This is a genomic window from Chryseolinea lacunae, from assembly GCF_016735595.1.
Taxonomy (GTDB): domain Bacteria; phylum Bacteroidota; class Bacteroidia; order Cytophagales; family Cyclobacteriaceae; genus Chryseolinea; species Chryseolinea lacunae.
Window position 1 is genome coordinate 213,706 of the sequence record NZ_JAERRB010000009.1, and the last position, 22,724, is coordinate 236,429.

General features: G+C 53.6%; 16 protein-coding genes. 7 read left to right on the plus strand and 9 right to left on the minus strand.

Annotated features, from left to right (window positions below):
- Nucleotide 1 precedes the first annotated feature (1 nt).
- The 4 genes from JI741_RS22960 (at nucleotide 2) to JI741_RS22975 (ending at nucleotide 5,681) form a co-directional block, all read left to right on the plus strand.
- The gene (locus tag JI741_RS22960) at nucleotides 2-1,540 is read left to right on the plus strand and encodes a RagB/SusD family nutrient uptake outer membrane protein (protein ID WP_202013762.1); all 1,539 of its coding nucleotides are present in this window, start codon (nucleotides 2-4) and stop codon (nucleotides 1,538-1,540) included.
- 195 nt (nucleotides 1,541-1,735) lie between these two features.
- Nucleotides 1,736-3,478, plus strand: a complete 1,743-nt coding sequence (locus tag JI741_RS22965; protein ID WP_202013763.1) for a GMC family oxidoreductase — start codon at nucleotides 1,736-1,738, stop codon at nucleotides 3,476-3,478.
- A 54-nt stretch (nucleotides 3,479-3,532) separates the two neighbouring features.
- Nucleotides 3,533-4,195: a gluconate 2-dehydrogenase subunit 3 family protein gene (locus tag JI741_RS22970; protein WP_202013764.1), complete on the plus strand. Its 663-nt coding sequence runs from the start codon at nucleotides 3,533-3,535 to the stop codon at nucleotides 4,193-4,195.
- Between the two features lie 25 nt (nucleotides 4,196-4,220).
- A complete protein-coding gene (locus JI741_RS22975) occupies nucleotides 4,221-5,681 on the plus strand; it encodes a Gfo/Idh/MocA family protein (protein ID WP_202013765.1) in 1,461 nt (486 codons plus the stop codon).
- A gap of 152 nt (nucleotides 5,682-5,833) precedes the next feature.
- Here the strand turns inward: JI741_RS22975 and JI741_RS22980 are convergent, their stop codons facing one another.
- The 8 genes from JI741_RS22980 to JI741_RS23015 form a co-directional block, all read right to left on the minus strand.
- Entirely contained in the window at nucleotides 5,834-6,349 is a 516-nt protein-coding gene (locus JI741_RS22980) for a hypothetical protein (RefSeq protein ID WP_202013766.1), read from the minus strand.
- 15 nt (nucleotides 6,350-6,364) lie between these two features.
- A complete protein-coding gene (locus tag JI741_RS22985) occupies nucleotides 6,365-7,294 on the minus strand; it encodes an NmrA/HSCARG family protein (RefSeq protein ID WP_202013767.1) in 930 nt (309 codons plus the stop codon).
- A 63-nt stretch (nucleotides 7,295-7,357) separates the two neighbouring features.
- Complete coding sequence (locus JI741_RS22990) at nucleotides 7,358-7,975, minus strand: c-type cytochrome (protein ID WP_202013768.1); 618 nt, start codon at nucleotides 7,973-7,975, stop codon at nucleotides 7,358-7,360.
- 148 nt (nucleotides 7,976-8,123) lie between these two features.
- Nucleotides 8,124-8,852, minus strand: a complete 729-nt coding sequence (locus JI741_RS22995) for a hypothetical protein (RefSeq protein WP_202013769.1) — start codon at nucleotides 8,850-8,852, stop codon at nucleotides 8,124-8,126.
- Nucleotides 8,849-11,566, minus strand: coding sequence for a hypothetical protein (locus tag JI741_RS23000; RefSeq protein ID WP_202013770.1), 2,718 nt, complete (start codon nucleotides 11,564-11,566; stop codon nucleotides 8,849-8,851). The genes JI741_RS22995 and JI741_RS23000 overlap by 4 nt, the downstream gene beginning before the upstream one ends.
- A gap of 245 nt (nucleotides 11,567-11,811) precedes the next feature.
- Nucleotides 11,812-12,135 (minus strand): hypothetical protein, encoded by a 324-nt coding sequence (locus tag JI741_RS23005; RefSeq protein ID WP_202013771.1) that lies wholly within the window; start codon nucleotides 12,133-12,135, stop codon nucleotides 11,812-11,814.
- 170 nt (nucleotides 12,136-12,305) lie between these two features.
- A complete protein-coding gene (locus JI741_RS23010; protein ID WP_202013772.1) occupies nucleotides 12,306-13,328 on the minus strand; it encodes a DUF2278 family protein in 1,023 nt (340 codons plus the stop codon).
- A gap of 458 nt (nucleotides 13,329-13,786) precedes the next feature.
- On the minus strand, nucleotides 13,787-16,327 hold the full coding sequence (locus JI741_RS23015) for an ATP-binding protein (RefSeq protein WP_202013773.1): 2,541 nt from the start codon (nucleotides 16,325-16,327) through the stop codon (nucleotides 13,787-13,789).
- A gap of 275 nt (nucleotides 16,328-16,602) precedes the next feature.
- Between JI741_RS23015 and ppk1 the strand changes: the two genes are divergently transcribed.
- The 3 genes from ppk1 (at nucleotide 16,603) to JI741_RS23030 (ending at nucleotide 19,937) form a co-directional block, all read left to right on the plus strand.
- On the plus strand, nucleotides 16,603-18,657 hold the full coding sequence (gene ppk1, locus JI741_RS23020) for a polyphosphate kinase 1 (protein WP_202013774.1): 2,055 nt from the start codon (nucleotides 16,603-16,605) through the stop codon (nucleotides 18,655-18,657).
- Between the two features lie 537 nt (nucleotides 18,658-19,194).
- A complete protein-coding gene (locus JI741_RS23025; RefSeq protein ID WP_202013775.1) occupies nucleotides 19,195-19,557 on the plus strand; it encodes a hypothetical protein in 363 nt (120 codons plus the stop codon).
- Complete coding sequence (locus tag JI741_RS23030) at nucleotides 19,554-19,937, plus strand: helix-turn-helix domain-containing protein (protein WP_202013776.1); 384 nt, start codon at nucleotides 19,554-19,556, stop codon at nucleotides 19,935-19,937. Before JI741_RS23025 ends, JI741_RS23030 begins: the two co-directional genes overlap by 4 nt.
- A 104-nt stretch (nucleotides 19,938-20,041) precedes the next feature.
- On the opposite strand, the gene JI741_RS23035 is transcribed toward JI741_RS23030, so the two are convergent.
- Entirely contained in the window at nucleotides 20,042-22,711 is a 2,670-nt protein-coding gene (locus JI741_RS23035; RefSeq protein ID WP_369411843.1) for a GH116 family glycosyl-hydrolase, read from the minus strand.
- Nucleotides 22,712-22,724: the final 13 nt, after the last annotated feature.

A 22,724-nucleotide genomic window follows, 5' to 3' on the forward strand; every position in this document is an offset into this window, starting at 1 on the left:
TATGCGATTCACTTCTAAAAATATAAGCACACTACTTCTCACGGGAAGTTTGTGGATGACCGCAGGGTGTTCGGATTTTCTTCGCGAAGAAGATCCTTCGAACATTGCTCCGGCCACTTTCTTCACCGTGCCGGAACATGCCCAGGCCATTGTGGACGGCACGTATGAAAACCTGCGCTTCCACGGCGATGGCGCCGGCATTTTTTCGGCCAATTTCCAGATGCTGGATGCGTTTAGCGGAACAGCCGAAACAGAAACCGGTCAGAACTCCGACTTGAACAACCTGTACAGCTTTCAGCACACAGGCGACAACCTTCACCTCTCGCAATGGTGGAGACAGCTCTACGAAGGCATCGGCAACGCCAACCTGGCTATCGAAAAAATTCCGACCATTCCCCGCATCACCGAGGCGGACCAGAAGAAATGGGTGGGTCATGCAAAATTCCTTCGCGCCTTCCACTACTTCTGGCTGGTGCGGCTGTGGGGCGATGTGCCCTTGCTGACAAAACCGATCTATGCGTTTACCGATGCGGACGTGACTCCCAAGCGTGGTTCGGTGGCCGACGTCTACAACCTGATTGTGGCCGACCTGCTTGACGCCGAAGCCGCGGGCTTGCCGATGACCGAACTGAATGGTCGCGCATCGGGCGCCGCCGTGAAATCGCTTTTGGCAAACGTGTACCTGACCATGGCCGGCTTTCCGCTGAACAAGGGCGCGGAGTACTACAAGAAAGCTGCAGACAAAGCAAAAGAGGTGATTGATTTTGGCACGGCGTCGCCCGACAAAATCAATTTGTTCACCAACTATGCCGACCTGCACAACAACGCAACCGAAAACAGGCTTGAGCACATCTTTGCCATTCAGTATGCGGCGGGCATTGCCAACAGCAACTACCAATCGTATTTCCTGCCCAACAACACGAACATCACCGCTTCTGGCGAAGTGGGCACCACGGTGCCTACGGCGTCGTTCCTGAGTTCGTTCGAAGCCGGCGACAAGCGCATGGTGGAAAAAGAATTCTTTTTCAAGTCCTACTATGACGGTGGCAACGGCGCGGTGTTTCCCCTCACCAAATCGTATGTGTTCAAGCATTTCGATGCCATTGCGAACGGTGTGCCCGGCACATCGGGCACCGGCAACGCAGGCCTGAACTATCCGCTGATTCGTTTTGCCGAGGTGTTGCTGATCTATGCCGAAGCTCAAAACGAAGTGGGTGGCCCCACCACCGACACGTATGACGCGGTGAACCGTATTCGCAACCGTGCCGACCTGGGCGATCTTTCGGGACTGTCGCAAGCGCAATTCCGCGAAGCGGTGTGGCGCGAGCGGTGGCACGAGCTGTGCTACGAGGGCATCACCTGGTTCGACATGATCCGCCTGCACAAAGTGTATGTTGACGGCTCGAACACGTTTGTAGATTTTGTGGGTGCAACACTCAGCACCGCCGTGACCTTACAACAAAAACATTTGCTCTTGCCCCTGCCGGCTGGCGATTTCCGCAACAATCCCAACCTGCGGCCCGACAACCCCGGATGGTAGTGTGTGACGAATGACGAAGACAAGAAAACCCTTCATATAAATTTTCTTGTAGTTTGGGTAATCCCTGCCACCGAAAGAAAATTCGGGGCAGGGATTTTTTCATATACGCCACATCAATTTCCGGGCGTTCATATAAAACCCGGTTTTATCTTCCTGGAAAAGAATTACATTTATCTCGTAAGCTCAATTAAAACTATGCCTGAATTTCAAATCAAGAAAACTCAAAAGGCCTACGACGTGTGCATCGTGGGTTCTGGTGCCGGCGGCGGAATGGCTGCTTATGTACTTGCCAATGCCGGAATCAAAGTGGTGCTGCTGGAAGCGGGTCCGCTCTACGACCCCGCAAAGAATGTGACACAGTTGAAGTGGCCCTGGGAATCGCCCCGCCGTGGTGCCAGCACCCCCTATCGCAACTTCGGTGACTTCGATGCCGCCTATGGCGGATGGGAGCTCGATGGCGAACCCTACACACACAAAGACGGCACAAAGTTCGACTGGTTTCGTTCGCGCATGGTGGGCGGCCGCACCAACCACTGGGGACGCATCTCCCTTCGTTTCGGCCCCAAAGATTTCAAACACAGAAGCATAGACGGTCTGGGCGACGACTGGCCCATTGGCTACGACGACGTGGCTCCCTACTACGACAAAGTTGACAAACTGGTGGGTGTGTTTGGTTCTATCGAAAATTTTGACAACGAACCCAACGGCATCTTCCTGCCCCCTCCCCGTCCGCGTTTGCATGAACTCTTCATCAAAGAATCCGGACAGAAACTGAATATCCCGGTCATCCCTTCGCGGTTGTCCATCCTCACCAAGCCCATCAACAAAGACAGAGGCGCCTGCTTCTTCTGCAGCCAGTGTAACCGCGGTTGCACAGTGCACGCCGACTTCTCGTCGTCGTCGGTGCTGGTGAAACCCGCCATCGCCACCGGCAACGTAGACATTATCCCCAACGCCATGGTGCGCGAAGTGCTCACCAACGCCGAAGGACTGGCTACCGGTGTTTCGTTTGTGAACAAAGACGACAAGCAAGAATATACCGTGACGGCCAAAACGGTGATCCTGGCGGCCAGCGCCTGCGAATCGGCGCGCCTCATGCTCAACTCCAAATCGTCGCGTCACCCCAACGGCATCTCCAACTCGAGCGATGTGGTGGGACGCTACCTGCACGATTCTACCGGTGCGGGTATGGGCGGCATCATTCCCAAGCTGATCGGCCGCAAGCGCTACAACGAAGACGGTGTGGGCGGCATGCACGTATACACCCCGTGGTGGCTCGACAACAAAAAACTCAACTTCCCCCGTGGCTACCACATTGAATATGGCGGCGGCATGGGAATGCCCGGCTATGGCTTCGGCTTTGGCATGCAAGGCACCAACGGCAAATACCCCGGCCGTGATGGCGTTCAAAAAGAAGCGGGTGGCTATGGCGCATCGCTCAAAGACGACTACCGCTATTTCTACGGCGCCAACATCGGCATGGCCGGACGCGGCGAGGCGATTGCCCGGATAGACAACTATTGCGAAATCGATCCCAACACCGTCGACAAATACGGTATTCCTGTGTTGCGCTTCCACTACAAGTGGAGCGACTATGAAATCAATCAGGCCAAGCACATGAAGGAAACCTTCCAGGAAATTATTCACAACGCCGGTGGTGTGGTGACCTGGGGTAACGACGGCACAGCCGAAAATCAATACGGCCTGGAAGCACCCGGAAGAATTATTCACGAAGTGGGCACCACCCGCATGGGCGACGATCCGAAAAAATCGGCTGTCAACAAACACAACCAGGCGCACGAGTGCAAGAACCTGTTCGTGGTAGACGGTGGTCCGTTTGTGTCGCAAGCCGACAAGAACCCCACGTGGACCATCCTGGCGCTGGCCATGCGTGCATCGGAATTTATCATCGACGAAAAGAAAAAACAAAATCTCTAAGACACCGTGAGCGCCACGCCGCAAGGCGAAACGCTCACCAAACGCTAAAAGAATATGGACAGAAGAAAATATTTGAAAACCCTGGCTGTGGGCACCGTAGGTGCAGGTGTGTTAATGGAATCCTGCAAACCCGAGACGGCGAAAGAAGTGAAAGACGCCGCCGCACCGGCAGCGCTGAACTACGACCGCACACCCGCGGAGTTGCAACACGAAGCCAAGCTGCAAGCCGAAACCTTCTTCGATGCACACGAAATGAAAACCATTACCGTGCTGGCCGACATCATCATTCCCAAAGATGAAACGTCGGGTAGCGCCTCCGATGCGGGCGTGCCCGATTTCATTGCCTTCATCGTGAAAGATATGCCCCGCTACCAGGTTCCTCTGCGCGGCGGTCTGGCCTGGCTCGACCTGCAGTGTATGAACCGTTTCAACGCCGACTTTGCGTCGTGCACACCGCAGCAACAAATTGAAATGGTAGACCTCATAGCCTATCCTGAAAAAGCAAAACCCGAGCTGAAGCAAGGCGTGGCGTTCTTCAACACCATGCGCGACCTCACGGCCTGCGGATTTTTCACCAGCAAAATCGGCATTGCCGACCTGGGCTATGCGGGCAACAAACCCAACCAATGGAACGGCGTGCCCCCCGAAGTGCTGGAGCAATATGGAATGAAATACGACGAACGGACGCTGGAGATCAGCGTCAAGTTCGACGCATAACCCAACGCAACCCTAACACTACACTATGCCCTTACAGAAGAAGACGATTCCTGCGGCTGTGTCCCGTAGAAGCTTTATGAAGCAGGCCGGTTTGGCTGCCGCGGCGTTCACCATCGTGCCCCGCTTTGTGCTGGGCGGCCCTGGCTACAAAGCCCCGAGCGACAAGATCTATGTGGCCGGCATTGGCGCCGGTGGCAAAGGCGGAGGCGACATTTCCAGCTTTGCCAAAAGCGGCAAGGCCGAAATTGCTTTTCTCTGCGATGTGGACGACCGCCGCGCGGCCGACACGGTAGCCAAGTTTCCAAAAGCAAAGTACTACAAGGACTATCGCATCCTGCTCGAAAAAGAACACAAGAGCATCGACGCCGTGTCGGTGTCGACACCCGACCACAACCACGCCGTGCAAGCACTGGCTGCCATGCAGCTGGGCAAGCACGTGTATGTGCAAAAGCCGTTGACACACGACATCTACGAAGCCCGCATCCTGACCGAAGCCGCAAAGAAATATAAAGTGGTGACCCAGATGGGAAACCAGGGCTCGTCGGGCGACGGTGTGCGCCAGCTCATGGAGTGGTATAACGCCGGCACCATTGGCGATGTGCACACGGTCTATTGCTGGACCAACCGCCCCGTGTGGCCGCAAGGCATTGAGTGGCCCGCCAAGAAAGCCGATGTTCCCAAAGAACTCGACTGGAACCTGTGGCTGGGCACAGCCCCTCAGAAAGACTTTGTAGACAAGCTTGTGCCCTTTAACTGGCGCGGCTGGTGGGACTATGGCACGGGCGCGCTAGGCGACATGGGATGCCACATTGTGGAACCTCCCTTCCGCGTGCTCAACCTGAAATACCCCACCGACGTGACGGCCAGCGTAGGCAGCGTGTATGTTGACGAATTTAAGCGTGGCTATTTCCCCGACAGCTGCCCGCCATCGTCGCACGTGATCCTCACCTTCCCCGGACAAGACGGCAAACCTCCTGTGAAAATGCACTGGATGGATGGCGGCATTCAACCCGAACGCCCCGAAGAACTGGGTGCGAACGAACAGATGGGCGACGGCGGCAACGGCGTGATCTTTATCGGCACAAAAGGCAAGATGATGTGCGGCACCTATGGCATGTATCCCAGCCTGCTGCCCACTTCGAAGAACAAGGAAGTGAGCGTGCCACAAACCATCAAGCGTGTGCCCAACGGTTCCGATGGCCACTATGCCCAATGGGTGGAAGCCTGCTTGGCCGGCTATGGCAAAATGGAAGTGAGCTCGCCTTTCGAGATCGCCGGTCCGCTCACCGAAACGGTGTTGATGGGCAACCTGGCCATCCGCAGCCACGACGTGCGCTATCCGCAAAAAGAAAAACCCAACGCGTTCGACTATCCCGGCCGCAACATCAAGTTGCTGTGGGATGGTGCAAACATGAAGGTGACCAACTTCGACGAAGCCAACCAGTTTGTGAAGCGCGAGTATCGCAGCGGCTGGAAGTTGTCGTAGTTCAGAATTTTGAGTTCATTTGTTTTAGAGGCTGCTCGCAAGGGCAGTCTCTTTTTTTTGCCGATGTGCCTGATAATAATGCGATCGCGCCCAGGCAATAAGTTTCCTTATCGCAAAGGCGCGAAGACGCAAACCGAGTTGTCAGGTCAGAACTACACCAGCCTGATGAACTGACTCACTTTCCACTGACCGTTGAACACCATGGCGTTGTCCATGCGGAGGCGAAACTCTTTTCCGTCGGAAGCAAACACAATGGTGACCGGCACTGCGCCGAACCGGTTGCCCGCGGTCTCGGCCAACTCGATGCCCACATAGCGCACCGATCTCCAATCGATGCCCTTCTCTTTGCCCCGCGCAATCAGTGACTCGAACGACGCCTTCACCGAGGGCACGAGGGTGGCCTGATAGGTGCGCCCGAATTCTGATTGTGCTTCCTGCAACGAATTGCCATAGACGTCGGCACTCTCTTCCATGACGGCATGAAAATCGGAAAGCGCTGGAAACAAATCGGCATACTGTTGTGCCGACGATTGGCGAAGGGCTGCAACTACACGCTCGGCCATCTGGTCGGACGTGATCGCCACGGGTTTCTCGGTTGTTGTGGGAGTTTTCATAAAGGCTGTGAGCGACAAGGACAAGGCCGCAAACGTGATGACTGTTGTTTTCATATTTTTTGATTTTTGTTAGAGGGCTGTTTTTGAAACGGACGGGTGGCGTGCGTAGGCGAGGCGATCGGGTTGTGTGCTTAACCAACCGGCAAAGCTTTGCATGCCGTCAAACAACGCCTTGCTTTGTTGCAGGTCTTTTGTGCGTTCGGGAATGTAGAGTCTGTTGAACTCAAACATGTTGGCCAGTTCGCCCGCGCCGGGAAAATTGAACGCCGCATAGACGGGGTGTGGAATAAAATCATAGACATGTTTTCTGCCGGTGGCCTCGGAAAGCTGCGCCATATATTCCGACACGGTAAGATCTTCGCCCACAATGCCCACTTGTTCGCCCATGAATTTGGAGGGCGACGCAAAGATGCTGGCCACTACCCCACCCACATCGTCGACGCTCACCGCGGCAAGCTTTGTGTCGCCTTGCGGAAAGCCGATGTGAAAGTTGCCGTCGTCGCTGAGCCGGGGTGGAAAGAAGGTGAAGAAGTTTTCGTAATAGAAGGCCACGTGCACATAGGTGGCCCGAAGATTCAGGCTGCGTGCATAGGCTTCGAGTTCGGCTTTGATGTCGAGGTGCGGAACGCTGAAGCGTCCACCCGAAACCTGGTGGGCCGACACCAGCGTGCTGAACACAAAGTGTTTGATGTTGGCGGCGTGCACCGCGTCGATCAGATTTTTGCCGTGGGCAAATTCCTTTTCAAAATGTTCCCAAAAGTTGGTGACACCAAACACACCATAGCAACCGCGCAAGGCATGATGAAGGCTGTCGATGTCGCCAAGGTCGCCTTGCACCACGTCTGCGCCGGCGGCGCGAAGGGCTTGGGCATTTTCGGATTCAGCATTCCGGGTGAGACATCGCAGGGTGAAACGGTTCTGCTGCAACAGGTGGCGCACAACGCTGCCGCCCTGCGCACCGGTGGCACCGGTAACAAGAATGAGGGGTTTGTTTGTCATGATGAGATTTATGAGAGAGAAAAAATAGTGGGTAAGAAAAATTGTGATGAAGTTTTTATGCGACTACAACTCCGTGGGTGGCACGGGTGCAGGCACCTGGTTGCTCACGGGCGGCAACGACTTGAGGTAGGTGAACACGGAGAGCAGATCGTCGTCGGTCATGTTCCGATACATGGTCCAGGGCATGGGAGGCAACAGATCACGGCCGCCTTCCTGGCCTTTGAGTTTTCCTTTGCGGATGGCCGTCTTAAAGTTCTCGAATGTCCACGCACCAATGCCCGTGTCGTCGGGTGTGAGGTTGGCGGCGTATGACAAGCCCCAGGGACCGACAAAGGCTGTGGTGTTCATGCTGAACAACACCCATCCGTTTCGGCCGGCGTTCTTCTCCATGGGCGGAAGTTTTTCCTGGCGTTGATGACCCGACAACAACAGCTTGGGGTCGGGCTCGGGGCCATGGTCCGTCATTACTTTGGGCGAATGACAATCGTTGCAGCCACCCACGGTAACCAGGTATTTGCCGCGTTGAATCAATTCGTCTTTGCCGGGTGCAGCGACGGGGGTTGTTGCTACGGGCGTTGCAATTTCATAGTCGTTGGTGGCAACCGTTTCTTTCTTTTCTGGCCGGCATCCCATCACAAGACTGGTAGCCATAAGGGAAGCGGCGATAAAGGCGTTTTTCATAAAGGGGTTGTTTAAAACATTTTATGAGACCCTTTACGGCCGCAATCGATTTTGCGATACGCCTGCACAGAGGCAAAGGAATGAACGATGCTTATTTTGGAATGAACGGGAGACGGGCAGGAATGAATGGCGGACGTTCTCCCCTTCCCTACTTCAACCGCAGCGCCAGCGGCACCAGAATGCCAAAGCTGAGGAAGCGATAGTTGCCGGTGCAGTCCACGGGCTCGTTGAAGGTTTCGTTGAAAGTGTTGATGACGGTGGTGAGCTGCTGACCGTTCTTGCGTTGATCGAGAAACACCGCGCCGTATTCAATAAACACCCCAAACCCGCCGTCGGAACCGGCGGGGTCCAGGAAGGAAAGACGCAACAGAACCATGTTGCCTCCCGACGACACATCGATGGCCTTGCGCACACCGTCGAGGTTGAAGTCGAAATCCTGTCGCGAAAAAAGAATGCGCTGATACTGCGCCTGCAACACAAACGGAAACGCTGCATACCGAAAGCCGCCCCCCAGCGACAGCTGACTGGAGATCATGTTGAACGAACTGTTCACACCCTGCGTCTCGCGCGTGAGCCACAGGTATTTTCCTTCCAGCAAAAACGACACGGGCTTTGTCCACTTCGTGGGAATGATGGTGGTGCCGAACACAGCGTTGGCCCCCCGAAGGTTGTGCTTCACTTTTCCGGGGCCATACTTTGCCAGAAACTGTTCGCCCACCGTGCCCACATCGTTGTAGCGCGACGTGGCATAGCCAAGGCCGATGTATAGCGGAAACGGTCCGCAGCCCGCGGCATCTTTAAAGTCTTCGGAACTGTGCTGCGCCGAGAGTGTGACGGCGCAGAGAAAAAAGAAGGTGGAGGTGAAATATTTTTTCATAACACAAAATTCGTGAGGGTGAAATCTTTGAGGTTGGTATAGAACAGCATGTCGAGCGCTTCGTCTACTTTGAAATTGGCGTTGAAATAATAGTCGGTAGAGGGATAGGGATCGGGAAGCAATTTGTCTTTCACTTCAAACTGGTGACGGATGGCGATGAAAAGCGGTATGAGCACTTTCAGCTTTGCCTTGAACGCCGGATACTGCGATGCCGTGGGACAAATGTTGATGGGGTCGATCATGCCGTCGAGGTCGGAGCCCAGGCAAATGTTGACCCATCCACTGCGTTTGATCTGGCGTTCGATGGCCACCGGGTCAAGCGCAAGGGTGCTGACACTGTCTTTTATGTTTTTGATTTCCGCCGACAGTTGTGCCTGATACTCGCTTTGGCGCTCCGACTGTTGCAGCACCGTGTCGGCCACGTGCTGAATAATTTCCATTCTTAGTTTCCGTGCTTCGTTGCTCACGTTGTCGGTTGGGCTCAACCCGCGCTTCGCTTTTTCGGTGGCTTCTTTTTGCTTCACCACGGCCGCTTCGCCAAGGGTGGCATGCGCTTTTATTTTAACCTTCGTGTTGGCCACATTCAGCAGGCTGTCGAGGCGTTGCTGATGTTTGGTTTTGTAGGCGATGTCCACGATGTGGAACACGTTTTGCAAAAACGGCTCGGCGCTGAGGTAGTCTTCGCAGAGCGTTCGCATCACGGTTTTATCGTCGGCGCCAACGGCTTTCATGATCGAGGTGTAGTAGGCCTTGGCATCGACAAACTCCTGGCTGTATTGCGCTGTGCCCGGTGTGGTGTGCTGGCCCAGGTAGGCTATTGCTTTGCGGGTATACTTGAAACGCCGTGCCCGCTCGCCTTCCGCCGCCAGTGTGTAACGTCCACGCTTGCGCCGGATGCACACCGACCACTGCTGGCGGTTGTCGATGTAGCCGCCCAGCACGCGCTCTTCCAGCGGCACACCGATGATGCCCTCGCGCTTGCAGATGCGCGCCACCTCTTCGTTGTAGAGGTTGATGGCAAACGGATAGAACTTCCGCGCCAGCGACGATTTCAGGAGACTGTATTCATTCAGCAAGGGCGACGTGTAGTCGATAGACAATCCGTTGACGGCACAATGTGAACAAATCGGATGAAGCTCGTTGGGAAGCGTCAGCGAAGCCCGTTCATATTTGTCGAGCACGAAGCGGCGCGTGAGCACGTCGGAGTGTTTCAGGTCGATGTGCACAAAGGCCGTGTCCTTTCCTGTGTGCAGCAGGCGCGTGATGACCGTGTCGCCAAATTTGTTGACACCCGGCACGCGGAAGAACAACCCGTCGAACGACTTCTGATATTTGCGATCGTTGCTGGCGCGGATGCCAAAGGCGCGTTTGGCCAGGTAGCTGGTAAAGTTTTCGAGCCACGGCTTCTTGCTCACGTCGAGGGCGGGTGCATGGCCCGTCATGCCGTTGTAGGACAGGTGACTGATGGCAATCATGTGCACGTTCATTTTCTTGAGGCTGTCTACGTTGTGCAGCACCTCGTTCATGAGCACGTCGTCGATCAATGAATCTTTTTTGGCGCGCGAGGCAGCCTGGTAGCGCTCAAAGCGAGCGACGATGGCTTTGTCTTCGCTTCCCGTTTGTGCTTTTGCCGTGGCCAGGATTTCACCAAAGAGGTCCTGCTTTTGTTTCGACGTGGTGTCGGTGATGTCGAAGTTGATGGCGTGGGGGAAATATTTGTCCTGTAAAATATGGCCGCCTTCCACCACATTCACCACCACGGCCGAGCGCGCGAGTTTCCGGTTCAGATTCTGTTTTCGCTCCAGCGTGCTCCAGTGATAGTTATCGAACAACGTGTCCTGGGAGGTGATCATTTTATATTCATGCTGAAAGTTGGCCCAATGCGAAATGTGCGGGTCCTTGCCCATCATGTTGAGCCAATCGATGTCGGCACCCGATTTCAGCCCGCTGCTCACGGCCCGCTTCACGCCTTCGTTGGCAAGACCATGTTCGAACGGACTGATGGCGTTGAAGGCGAGATACACATTTCCTTCGGCCATGTGCGGAAAGGTGGCTTCCGAAAAATGTTTCAGGTTGTTGGCGCCGTCTTTGGATCGCACCCACTGGCGCTCCAGAAAGATGCGGAGCCGGGCGGTGTCGCGGAGTATGCTGTTGTTGAAGGAGAACTTCTTCCACTTGCCGTTTTTGAAAACGCAGAGTTTGTTTTCCACCCGCAGCCAATTCAGGTTGGTGGGCACCGTGTTGTTGAACAGGTCGTTGTAGATGTCGTTTCCAAACGCGTTGTAGGGGCGCATGCTCACGTGATAGTGCATGTCGGCCACGCGGGTTGTGGAGTCGCCTTTGGCCACAGGGTCGAGATAGAGGTCATAGAATTCGCTGAATGCATTGAGGGCGATGGCCGCCGACTTCGTGACACCCGACGCCGGATTTCTATAGCGCGCCGTGACCTTAAGCCGTTCAAAACTCATCTTCCCTTTCACCAGCGAATCCTGTGTGATGACCAGGAAACCAAACGGGTTGGTGAAAGCATGCACCGTGTCTTTGCCGTTGAAATAGGCGACGCTTGCCCGCTGCCGGAGAAGCGTGTTGGGAGACTCGCGCACCACGATGTAAACCTTTTCGGCCTTGGGCAGTCCGCCGCATGCGCAAAGCAACGTGAACAGCCCAACGGCCACAACACGGCGCAGTGAAATCGAAAAACAAACAGCATTCATGATAAAGAGAGGTTTATCGATGTTTGAACAAACGACCAAAAAAAAACCACCTACCTGCACATGCGTTGGCAGAATAGATGGACTCATAACCGAATGTAAAGAAATGGCCATGCCGTCGCAAGGGAAACGGCAGATCTAATTCCAGCTAGCCGAATGCATTTAGCTGTTGTTGGGGAGGTGATGGGGGCTTGGTTAAATTTTTCATCATGTATTGCAAGCTGTGCTTTCAGGAGACTCCAACGGAGTCAAACATACTTCACCCACGCATAAGGCCTTCGCTCGAAAATGTATTTCAGATTCTTGTCTTCCGCATAAGCCTCCTCCTCAAAGGGAATGCTGCGATAGGCTTCGTGATGTGGCTTACCCTGCAATCGCTTCCACACATAAAAGCCAACATAGAGTAGCCAATGAAACACAAACAACAATTCCATCTGCTGATAGAAATGAATGGTTTCGTGATTGATCAGTTCATGATCTTTGAGCGTGGCCCTGTTGCGCACGAAGATGAAAACAAAGAACGACATGCCGTCGTGCTTGCCGGTGATGAAGGGAGCTACAATTCGAAACATACAACCATGCGGGTTACGTGACACTGCCGAAGACCGATAGGCCAAACCCAGCCGGACACGGCAGCCTGCAACCTAAACAATTTCCAACCCTGCCCGGAACGGCGTGCGTCATATTTTTTCGCTTTCGTTGCGTGTCGCCCTTCCTCTGCTCCCTCTGCATTCACTGGTGTCTACAGCTCGATGAGTTCTCCTTCTTTCGCTGCGTCTTTTTTGCTATACGCCACGCCGTCCACTTTCAGGCCCTTCTTGTTCAACAGCGTGATCACGCCGCCCTTGTTGCCGAGCTGTGCGCCACGGCCGGTGAGGTTCACGCGCAAGGTGCTGCCGCCGTCCATGGTCACGTTGCCCAGCAGGTCTGCGTTCACTTTGGTTTTGTCCACGATCTTCCAGCCCTGCAGATTCACCGGGTCTGACGACTTATTCATGAGGATGATGTATTCTTTTCCCACATCGCCTTTGCGTGGGTTCACCATGGCCGCCACAATGCGAACGGACGCGGTGTTGCCGGGCTGGCCACCGCCGCCATCGTTGGGCACATCGGCGAGCGGGTTGCCCGTTTGGTCGTCGGTGTGCCAGGCTTGCACCTGGAAGGCGATGAACACCGCCACCCACCGGCCACGCGACGGCAGGTGAATGAACAGGCCGCCGTCCTGATACACACCGTTGTCTTTTTTGAACCGGCCACTGTTGCCCTGGTTCATGTGGATGTCGTGTATGCCATTGCCCGGTTGGAAATGGAAATATTTGTCGTCTTGTGGTTCGGGTCCCCAGCGTTGGCCAAACGCATAGACCACGGCGTCGGCATCGCTATGTGCCTGCTTCACATAAAACTCCAGCTTCTCGTTCAGGTCGTTGTCGGCGCCGGGTTTGTTGAACGGGATGGGTTTCATCTGGTTGATGGGAAACAAATTCTTCCGGATAAAATCCAGCGCCAGCGACGCCGGTGTGGAGGCCAGCGCCGTGAACCCCGCAGCCAGATTTTCACCTTCCAGTTGCTGAAGAACCGGATGCTCAAACTGCTCGTCCATAAAAAACAAAACTTCCGGCGGACTCACCGACGACTTCACGTTGATGGCGATGCGAAAGAAAACCCCACCGGCATCCACCTCAACTTGAAAATGTTCATTGCCCGAACTGGCCAAAATGTAGTTCGACACTTTTCCTTTTAACACTCCATAATTTGCGAGAGGCATACGTTTATTTTTTTTAGGTTGATTAATTCATCACAACAAAACCATTCATTCCCCAAACGTTGTTCAGGGAGCCTAAAAGCAAAAACCCGTCTACTTCGCGGCATGGTCGAAGATATAGACGGGCTCCTTCGTCGAAGGTAAATTATTGGGATATGATTTACAACCCGTTGGGGTTAGGGTAGTTTTAACAATTGTTTTGGATGATGGGTGTGGTCTGCTTAGAAATTAAAATAAGCGATGTTGTATCCCGGAAAGTATTGATGTGGGATTGTCTGGGGAAATAAAAAAATAATATTGAAAGAATGATGAAGATACCAGATAGTGGTGATGTTCGTCGTGGTGGCATTCGTTTTTTTGGAAGCAGACGTTTGATGACCTTTACTTCTCTTCATCAACGATCCTATAACAAAACGCTAATAATTTCCTTGCGTCAATACGCACTCCGCGTGCTCCCAAACTCAACACGGCAACATAACGGTCACGGTGGTGCCGGTGTTTTGTTCGCTGTCGATGTGGATGGTGCCGCCGTGGTTGGCTATGATTTTGCGGGCGATGGAGAGGCCCAGGCCGATGCCCCTGCCTACTTCTTTGGTGGTGAAGAATGGGTCGAAAATTTTGTTGAGGTTTTCGGGGGCGATGCCCTGGCCCGAGTCGCGGATGACGATGCGGATGTTGTCTTCGAGGGTGTCGATGTGAATGTTGATGGTGCCTTTCATGGAAATGGCTTGCACGGCGTTTAGCAGGATGTTCACAAAGGCCTGGTTGATTTCGCCTGCGTTGAGGGTGAGCAACGGCACCTCGCCATGAGTGATGCTGGTGGTGATGTTTTTCTGGGCGATGACGGGTTTAAGAAACAGCAACGCCATGTCGAGGTTTTCGAGCAGGTTGGTGCTGCTGAACACACCACCATGGTCGCGGCTGATTTTGAGCAGGCCATCGATGATTATCTTGGTGCGCGAGGCGCCTTTGCCGATGGTGTCTGTCAGCAAATCGATGTCGGCCAGGGTTTCGTCTACTTCGGCCTTCACCTCGGGTGTCTTGTTCGAATGATCTTCCACGTTTTTCAAATCCGCCATGCGCTCACGCAATGCTTCCACACCCGACAGAATGAAATTGAGGGGGTTGTTCACTTCGTGCGCAATGCCGGCAATCATCTGGCCGATGGTCGATGTTTTTTCGGCGAGTATCAGTTGGGCTTCTGTTTCCTTCAGCTCGCGTAGCGCATCTTCTGCCCGCAGGCGCTGGCGTTCTTTCTCTTCGTTGTTTAGGGTGAGCACTTCGTTGGCTTTCTGATTTTTCCGGCTGGTGTAGAAATAAAAACCTGCCAGCATCAGCAGCACACCGGCCACGGCAGCGGCAAGGGTGTAAGTGTTTCGAACACGGTCGGCCGAGGCAATTTTATCGGCTTGCAGTTGTGCATTCTCTTTTTCTTTCTCGAGCGTCCGGAAGCGCGTGAGCGATTCGAATTGATGATAGAGGGCGAGGTTGTTGTTTATGGAATCCCGCAGTTGCTGATAGGACTCAAACGCCGTTAAGGCAGCAGCCGGTTGGTTGCCTGCTTTGTAGCATGCATAGAGCGCCTTAAACGTTTCCATGTTGTCCCAGAAGTCGAGCTTGCCCGCCACTTTCTGATAGTGCAGGGCTGCGTCCTGAACGTTACCGGCCTGTTGTTCGTGGAAGGCCAACACCAGAAGATAGTTAAGTTGAATGCGATCCTGCACCTGCACAACACCTTCGGGGCCATGCCTTCGTGCCAACGCCAAACGGACCTGGTTCAGGTAGTAGGCCGCGCTGTCCATGCGGTGAAGGGCCGAAAGTATTTTGGCGCGTTGCAGGCGCAACACCTGGCGCGACGACTCGCGAACGTCTTTCTGATAGCCCAGCAAATTCATGAACAGGGCGGAGTCGGGTTTGTTCTCCTTCTCAAACAGCGCGGCCAGGCGGTAGTAGATTTCCCAGTCGTTTCGCTGGCTGTCGAAATCAATTTTATGGGCATCGTTCAACACCCGGTGGGCTTGCTCGTAGTCGCCAATGGCCGTGTAGACCATGCCCAGGTTGGTTCGCATCACGGCTTCCGTTTCGTGGCCGCCGCTGTGTTTGGCCGACAGCCTTATGCACGAGTCGAGCGTGATGAAGGCGTTCTTGAGATCGCCGGTGTGATAGTAGGCATCGCTTATGTTCGAGAGGTTGCGATGCATTCCGGGAAGGTTGTTGATAGAGTAGTTTAACTCCAACGCCTTCTGATAGAAGACATGTGATTTTCTGTAATCTCCGCTCGCCTTCAGGATGGTTGCCTGAATGTTGTATCCGTTTGCCAGGGCCACGGTGTCTTTCAACGCGGTGGCGATGGCCACGCTCTGTTCGATGTAGTGCAGGGCGTCGTTAAACTGATTGAGGTCATGAAGCAGTGTGGCATAACTTTCAAACACCAGCATGGAAGTTCTTGGGTCGGGATGGACTTTTAATTGATAGACGGCCTCGTCGAAAATTTTCTTGGCTTCCTCAAAATCAAAAACGCCCATGCGGATGCGTGCCTTTGTGCGCAGGTTGAAGACCAGCTCGCGGTGAAATCCATAGCGCTTGTCGGTGGCGATGGCCTTGTTGATGTAGGTTGTGGCCAGTTCGTGCTGGCCCATCTTGAGGTAGTTGCGCGCCAGGATGCGGAGACATTTTTCCACCAGCAGCGTGTCGCTGGCCGCGCGTGCCGCTTCCTCTCCTGCCTTGAGCACAACGGCCGCCTCTTCGCCGCGTTCGATCTGCGACAAGATGGCTCCCTGAAGACAAAGCGCATCGGCATGACCTGACGCCGAATGAATGGTCAATGCAACCGAGTCGGACCGGCGCGCATAGACCAGCGCCCTGTCGAAGTCGATCTTATCTTCCAGGCAGTAGATGCTCAACTCGCGGTAGGTGGTCATCAGATCTTTTCCCGACTGCTTGCCGACCGCCGCCAGCAGGCTGTCCACGTTGACCTGCTGCGCTTCGGAAACCCTCGGCATTATCAGGAGCAACACTAAAAATACAAAACCGACGTAGCGCATAGAGACTTCAAAGAAAATGAAGGTAACAAAAATGACTATACGAACACGCCCATCACGCCGACATAACACACGAATCTTTGCCTGTTACGGTTTTGTTAAATTTTATGAATGACTATCGGCACCACCCTGCATAATGTACAATACGGCCATTCAAATAAGCGTTTAAACCTATACAAGCCATTGGCTAATTTATTACTTTGGCAGCTGCTCAAATGTTTCTTTGACCCGACCTCATGGCCCCCAAATCAGACACTTCTTTCTCCTATCCCTTTTTCGATCGCGACATCAGCTGGCTCTCGTTCAACGAGCGTGTGCTGCTGGAGGCACAACGCAACACCGTGCCGCTGATGGAACGCATACGCTTTCTTGCCATCTATTCGTCGAACCTCGACGAGTTCTATCGCGTGCGCATGCCCGCCCTCACCGCCCTCACCGGCATTGCCGACAAGGCTGCCTCGGAGTTTAAAGAAACGCTGGCCACCATTCACAACATGGTGATGGAACAGCAGACGCGCTTTGGCAACATCATCGGCTCCGACATCCTCCAGGCCCTGCGCGACAACGGCATCCGCCTCCTGTACAACGAACCCATACCCGACGCCATCCGCCACACGGTGACCGACTACTTCATCCACACCGTGGCCCTCTTCCTGCAACCGGTGGAGATCGACAAACACACCACCTTCTTCCCCGAAAACAACAAGCTCTACCTCACGGTGACCACACGCTCGGCAAAGAAAGGTGCCAGGGTCTACATCGTGAACGTTCCCTCCGACGAGCTGCCCCGCTTCTTCACCGTGCGCCACGACAGCGTGCAATACATCGTGTTCCTCGAAGACATCATCAAGCTCAACCTCGACCAGGTGTTCTATGAAACCGTGCTCACCTGCCACAGCATTAAAGTAACGCGCGACTCGGACCTGAACCTCGAAGACGAATTTACCGGCAACCTCGCCGAAAAAATAGAACAACGCATCGGCACCCGCGACCTGGGGTTTGCCACACGCTTCCTCTACGAGCCCGACCTGCCGCCACACACCCTGCGGTCGCTAAAAAAACACCTGAACCTCGGCACAGCAAACTTCATTGTGGGCGGCGCACACCACAACCTGAAAGATCTGTCGTCGTTGCCGCTTAAGGGCGATGCATTTTATTATGAGCCCTGGCCCGTCACCCAACTGCCCATTCAGCAGTCTTCGCTGTTTGCCGAAATCAGGAAGCAGGACCTGCTGTTGCATCCGCCCTACCATCGCTACGACACCGTGCTGCGCTTCTTTGCCGAAGCGTCGCTCGATCCTTCGGTGAAGGCCATCTACGTCACGCTCTATCGCGTGGCAGCCGACTCGCGCATTGCCCAGGCGTTGATGAGTGCGGCCCGCAATGGCAAACGCGTGGTGGTGTTTGTGGAACTGAAAGCACGCTTCGACGAAGCCAACAACCTGAAGTGGTCCAAGAAAATGAAGGCCGCGGGCGTGCGCATCATCGAAAGCATTCCCGGTCTGAAAGTGCACGCCAAAATCGCCCTGGTGAAACGGCGCCACAACAACAAAACCGAACTGCTCGGCCTCCTCGCCACCGGCAACTTCAACGAAAGCACGGCCCGCTTTTACACCGACCACGTGCTGCTGACGGCACACCAAAAGATGCTGGCCGAAGTGGCATCGCTGTTCGACTTCCTCAAGAAAAGAAAGAAACGCTCACGCAAAACCGACATCGCTTTCAAACACCTGCTGGTGGGCCACTTCAACCTGCAACACCGCTTCCTCGACCTCATTGACCGCGAGATTGAACACGCGCGCAACGGCAAGCCTAACGGCATCATCATCAAACTCAACAACCTCGAAGAGCGCGTGCTCGTGGCCAAACTCTATGAAGCCTCCGCAGCTGGCGTAAAAATCCAGCTCGTCGTGCGCGGCATCTGCTGCCTCATGCCCGGCGTGGCCGGCCTCAGCGAAAACATCACCGTGAAACGCATCATCGACCGCTACCTCGAACACGGCCGCATCTTCATCTTCGAAAATGCGGGCACCCCCGAATACTTCATGGGCTCTGCCGACTGGATGATCCGCAACATCTACCGCCGCATCGAAGTATGCTTCCCCATCTATTCAACCACGCTGAAAGAAGAGATCCTGAAAATCGTGAAACTGCAACTGGCCGACAATTGCCAGGCAGGGTTTGTGGATGAGCATGGAAAGAATGTGGCGTGTGATCCGGCAGGGGTGCAGGTGAGGTCGCAGAAGGCGATTGCGGGGTTGGTGGCGGCGGGGCAAGTGAATGTTCACTGAAATAGTGTGCACTCATTTCAAGTAATACAAGAGAAACATTGTATCTATTAATCTGCTAAATCGCCGGGTTCCCACCCGGCGATTTGAAAAACACTTCACACGTACCTCACGCCACAGCACCAACTTCATCGATCTTCACATTGTATTGGCGCGCGAAGTGCGCGCTGCATCGGGTGATGCACTCTGCGCGCCATGAACTCGACCACATCGAGACGATGCATGCCTGGCGCTTGAATGCATATTTAAGTTCTCAAAATCGCCGGATTGAGAAACCGGCGATTAGTTGTTTCTAAACAGCCCAATTTCTATTCACACAGTATACTCTTCACAATAATCATACGCGTCTCTTTTTTAAAAAAAACCGCGCTGTTTTTCCGGGATTCGTTCTTCAACTCAGTCCAAATCGAAATATTATATTTCACCTCAAACAAGTCAGAAAAAAATTTAATTTCGTTCATCCCTCTTCTTCAGGAACGTCCCTCTTCCTGATTTCTCTTGTAAATAAATTATCCATCAACTTAAGTTATAACTTAATTTATGACTATTTTCACATTGGCAAGAATAACAGAGTTCGATTCAACCGTACAGGAAGTTTACAAGCTCATAAGGAATGGAAAATGTTTGCTTGACAGCTTTGTCGAAGAGATTGAAAACACAAATCTAGAAGGTGAAATCGGCACAATTTATCAGATTATCGAGGACGTTGCTAGTGGCAAACCGCATCCCAGATGCAAAAAGCTACGGTTAGGAAAGATCAAGGTTCAAGCCTACGAAGCCAAGTCGAAGCATTTGCGAACCTATTTCTTCCACGAAAATAGAACAGGTCAAGTGATTGTTATTGGCGGGAAAAAGAAAGATCAAACCACAGACCTTGTCCGTCTTAAAGAGCATCAACAATGATCTCAAAAAGTAAGCTTCTTAAACAGCCAGACTATTTGCTGTCCAAATACCAGGCGGAACTATTCCGGCAATTGTCCCAATACATGGACAACAACAGCCTGACTCAAAAACAAGTAGCAGCAAAACTTGGGGTGAGCACGTCCTATATCAATCAAATTCTTAAAGGAAATTTTAACTTCACGCTTAAGAAACTGATCGAACTATCTTTACTGATGGGTAAAGTTCCCCGCTTGGAGTTTGTGAATATCAAAGACTATTGGGCAACACAGAAAAACAAACGCGTCAATGACAAGCCTTTGCGAAGCACACCAAAAACCACTAAAAAATCTGTAGGGTTATCTGTAAAAACAAACCGTGATAGAAAGGAAAAAGTGCAATAATGCCTCGACTGGAAAAGTGCATTAGACCAGCCATTCACTCCTTTTAGTTATGATTTCTCTAAATGAATTTATCGGTTTAATTCCGTTCCACGGCGTTCTAGAAATCACAATACGACACTAAGCCTCTGCCCCTTCTCCAAAACCACAGCTTGCGCCAGGCTAATTTTCGCAGACGTGCCCTCCTGCTCGATCGTTGCTTTCACGAAATTATTGTCCAACGTCACCGTCAGATCTTTGGCTTTGTCAGCTCTTTCCAACTGTATGCTCCGCAACATCAATCTCCCATACTTCAACTCCAATTGATGCACCTGCTGTTTCCCTTTTTTCTCTTGCGCATACGTTCCCCACCCTTCTGCAGCAGTGAAGGCGGCTTTGAAGTTGTGGGGAGTTAGTTTGGGATGGAAGCCAATGCTGCCCGTGGGCCCGTGGTAGGTGAAGCCGCAGGCGGTGATGAATGTTCCGTAGCTGGCCATGGCGCGGGCGTAGTGGTCGCTGCACTCCACTTCGTTGAAGGGGTTGCGTTTGGCGGCGTGGTAGCGGTCGTGGATGGCGCGGGTGAGGATGAGCGATTCTTCTGTCATGCCTTCGGCCATCATGTGCGAGGCCACCTGGTGCTCGAACCCCGTCATGCACTCGTGGAAGTAGGTTACCTGCCACGCGTCTTTCACGCCATAGGGAACTTCTTCGTTGCGCGGGTTTGTGTTCATGATCATGCCGCCTTCGCCGGGCAGTGCATAGGGACGGCCGCCGTGGTGTTCTTTAAGATAAGGGCCCACGTCGGTGGTGAAGTTGTATTTCCAGAGTGCCTTCAAGGCAAAGATTGTTTTGGTTTTGTCGAGCACGCGGCCCAGGCCTACCTGGTGTGCCCAGCTCTGGCCATAGACCTGATCGATGTGGCAGGTGTTGTAGGAGCCGATCACCGTTCGTCCCTTTTGCGCGTCGGGGCGGTGGATGAAATATTCGCCGTTGAAGAGGTGCTTCTCCATGTTCGCGGCGCCCAGGGTCACGTAGCGTTTGCAGGTTGCCGCGAAGGGTTCGTCGTTCATTTCTTCAGCCATGCGTTGACCGGCTTTCACGGCGGCCAGGGTGAGGCCTACGATCCAGGCAATTTCACCGGGCCATTTGGCGTCGAGGGTGTTTTCGAGTTGGGTGTCGGTCATGCCGTCGCCGTTGGTGTCCTGGGCGAGCAGGTATTGGAGTGCGTGTTTTGTTTTGGGCCATTGGCGTTTCAGGAAACTGTTGTCGGCGCTCATCTGGTGTTCGCGATAGATGCCGAGAATTCTTCCGGCCTGTCCATCGATGGCGGGTTGCGTGTCGTACTCTCCGCGGAACCCGATGTGACCGTCGTCGTGAAACGCAACGCCCAGGTCTACACGCTCGCGGGTGTCGCGCTCCAGCGAGGGAAAGATGCGGGCCACGGCCTGCGCATACTGCCACACATGGTTGCAGGTGCCGGGGCAACTGCCCACGCCCTCCCACGCATAAAATCTCCCCGACTGAAAACGGTGTACGGTGGTAGTGGCGAGTGTGGAGATGTTCAGGAACGTGCGCTCCAGAAACCAGTAGGGCAACGTGCTCTGCTCATACCAGGCGTCGCACCACGATTTGGTTTCGGATGAGAGACGTTCAAAATTGGCGTGCACATAGCTTGCTACTTGGCGCGACGATTTGAAAGTGTTGGCATAATACCGTCCACCTTCTTTTTTGAGAAGGTCGAAAGAAAGATTCGGAAAATACCAGGCCACAGCATAGTTCAACTCCACACGACCTCCGGGCGGCACCGTGGTGGTGTTGCTCACAGTGGCGAGCGCTTTGCGTTGCTCAATTTTTGCTGCCGTAGCATTTTCGCTGTCGAACAATGGGGCGGTGAGATCGGGTGAGGCATCGGTGTTCACCTTTGTGTTGGCGTTGAAAGAGGCCAGGAAAAAATTGCCAAAGTCGCCAGCAGATGTAAACGTTTCGTCGGCCCAATTGTAGCTGTTGGACGATGCCATCACGCCCGAAAATGCTGCGTCGCGAACGGCTTCGTTCACGCGATAATATTCTTCGTTGTTGGCGCTGTAGATGCTGGCCTTGTTTTCCAACCAGCCTGCAAGGGTTATGGTGGCATGGCTCGCGGTTTTGTTTTCGACGGTGAAAGAAAGAATGGTAACGGGCAATCCCGAGTCGTCTGCATTTAGCGGAATGAAGGGCGAATAGGCCCGGAGTGTAATGGACAACGGAACGGTCTTGTCCACATATCGCACCGTGGCCATGGGATAGGTTGCTTCGAAAGACACTTCGTCCCAGTCGTCTGCCTGAAGGCGCTTCATGATTGTTTTTCCATCGTGCTCAATCCGAATGGCAAATCCCTGGTCGAGTGGCCGGATGTCTTTCACAGGTTCCACATAGTTGGCGCCGTCGAACGGACGCAGGAAGTCATAGTTGAACTGGATCTTCTCGTGCCACTTCACATTCTTGTAGATCACCCCGGTTTGGTTCTTGTTGAACACATCCCAGAGCCACAGGCGCCCGTCGCCACCCAGATAGAGTGTGCCACAACCAATGCCGCCAACGGGCATGCCGATGTAGTCAAGTTCTTTTCTGGATTTGAGATAGGTGGTTGGGGCTCCCCTTTCAAAGAGCGAAGCAATCCATTTGCGATCCAGTTTTTTCTCCAGGGTAGGATTGCCTTGCGCGGGCGCTGCCAGAGATGGCAAGTGTGTTGACATGAGGCCAGCCGCGAGCAGGCCCGACTGCTGGATAAAGGTTCTTCGTTTGATGGATAGTGCCACTGCAGGATTGGTT

Excerpts from the sequence above, each read along its gene's own strand:
- JI741_RS22960 (WP_202013762.1), top strand. The coding sequence starts at position 2 with ATGCGATTCACTTCTAAAAATATAAGCACACTACTTCTCACGGGAAGT.
- JI741_RS22965 (WP_202013763.1), top strand. The coding sequence starts at position 1,736 with ATGCCTGAATTTCAAATCAAGAAAACTCAAAAGGCCTACGACGTGTGC.
- JI741_RS22970 (WP_202013764.1), top strand. The coding sequence starts at position 3,533 with ATGGACAGAAGAAAATATTTGAAAACCCTGGCTGTGGGCACCGTAGGT.
- JI741_RS22975 (WP_202013765.1), top strand. The coding sequence starts at position 4,221 with ATGCCCTTACAGAAGAAGACGATTCCTGCGGCTGTGTCCCGTAGAAGC.
- JI741_RS22980 (WP_202013766.1), bottom strand. The coding sequence starts at position 6,349 with ATGAAAACAACAGTCATCACGTTTGCGGCCTTGTCCTTGTCGCTCACA.
- JI741_RS22985 (WP_202013767.1), bottom strand. The coding sequence starts at position 7,294 with ATGACAAACAAACCCCTCATTCTTGTTACCGGTGCCACCGGTGCGCAG.
- JI741_RS22990 (WP_202013768.1), bottom strand. The coding sequence starts at position 7,975 with ATGAAAAACGCCTTTATCGCCGCTTCCCTTATGGCTACCAGTCTTGTG.
- JI741_RS22995 (WP_202013769.1), bottom strand. The coding sequence starts at position 8,852 with ATGAAAAAATATTTCACCTCCACCTTCTTTTTTCTCTGCGCCGTCACA.
- JI741_RS23000 (WP_202013770.1), bottom strand. The coding sequence starts at position 11,566 with ATGAATGCTGTTTGTTTTTCGATTTCACTGCGCCGTGTTGTGGCCGTT.
- JI741_RS23005 (WP_202013771.1), bottom strand. The coding sequence starts at position 12,135 with ATGTTTCGAATTGTAGCTCCCTTCATCACCGGCAAGCACGACGGCATG.
- JI741_RS23010 (WP_202013772.1), bottom strand. The coding sequence starts at position 13,328 with ATGCCTCTCGCAAATTATGGAGTGTTAAAAGGAAAAGTGTCGAACTAC.
- JI741_RS23015 (WP_202013773.1), bottom strand. The coding sequence starts at position 16,327 with ATGCCGAGGGTTTCCGAAGCGCAGCAGGTCAACGTGGACAGCCTGCTG.
- ppk1 (WP_202013774.1), top strand. The coding sequence starts at position 16,603 with ATGGCCCCCAAATCAGACACTTCTTTCTCCTATCCCTTTTTCGATCGC.
- JI741_RS23025 (WP_202013775.1), top strand. The coding sequence starts at position 19,195 with ATGACTATTTTCACATTGGCAAGAATAACAGAGTTCGATTCAACCGTA.
- JI741_RS23030 (WP_202013776.1), top strand. The coding sequence starts at position 19,554 with ATGATCTCAAAAAGTAAGCTTCTTAAACAGCCAGACTATTTGCTGTCC.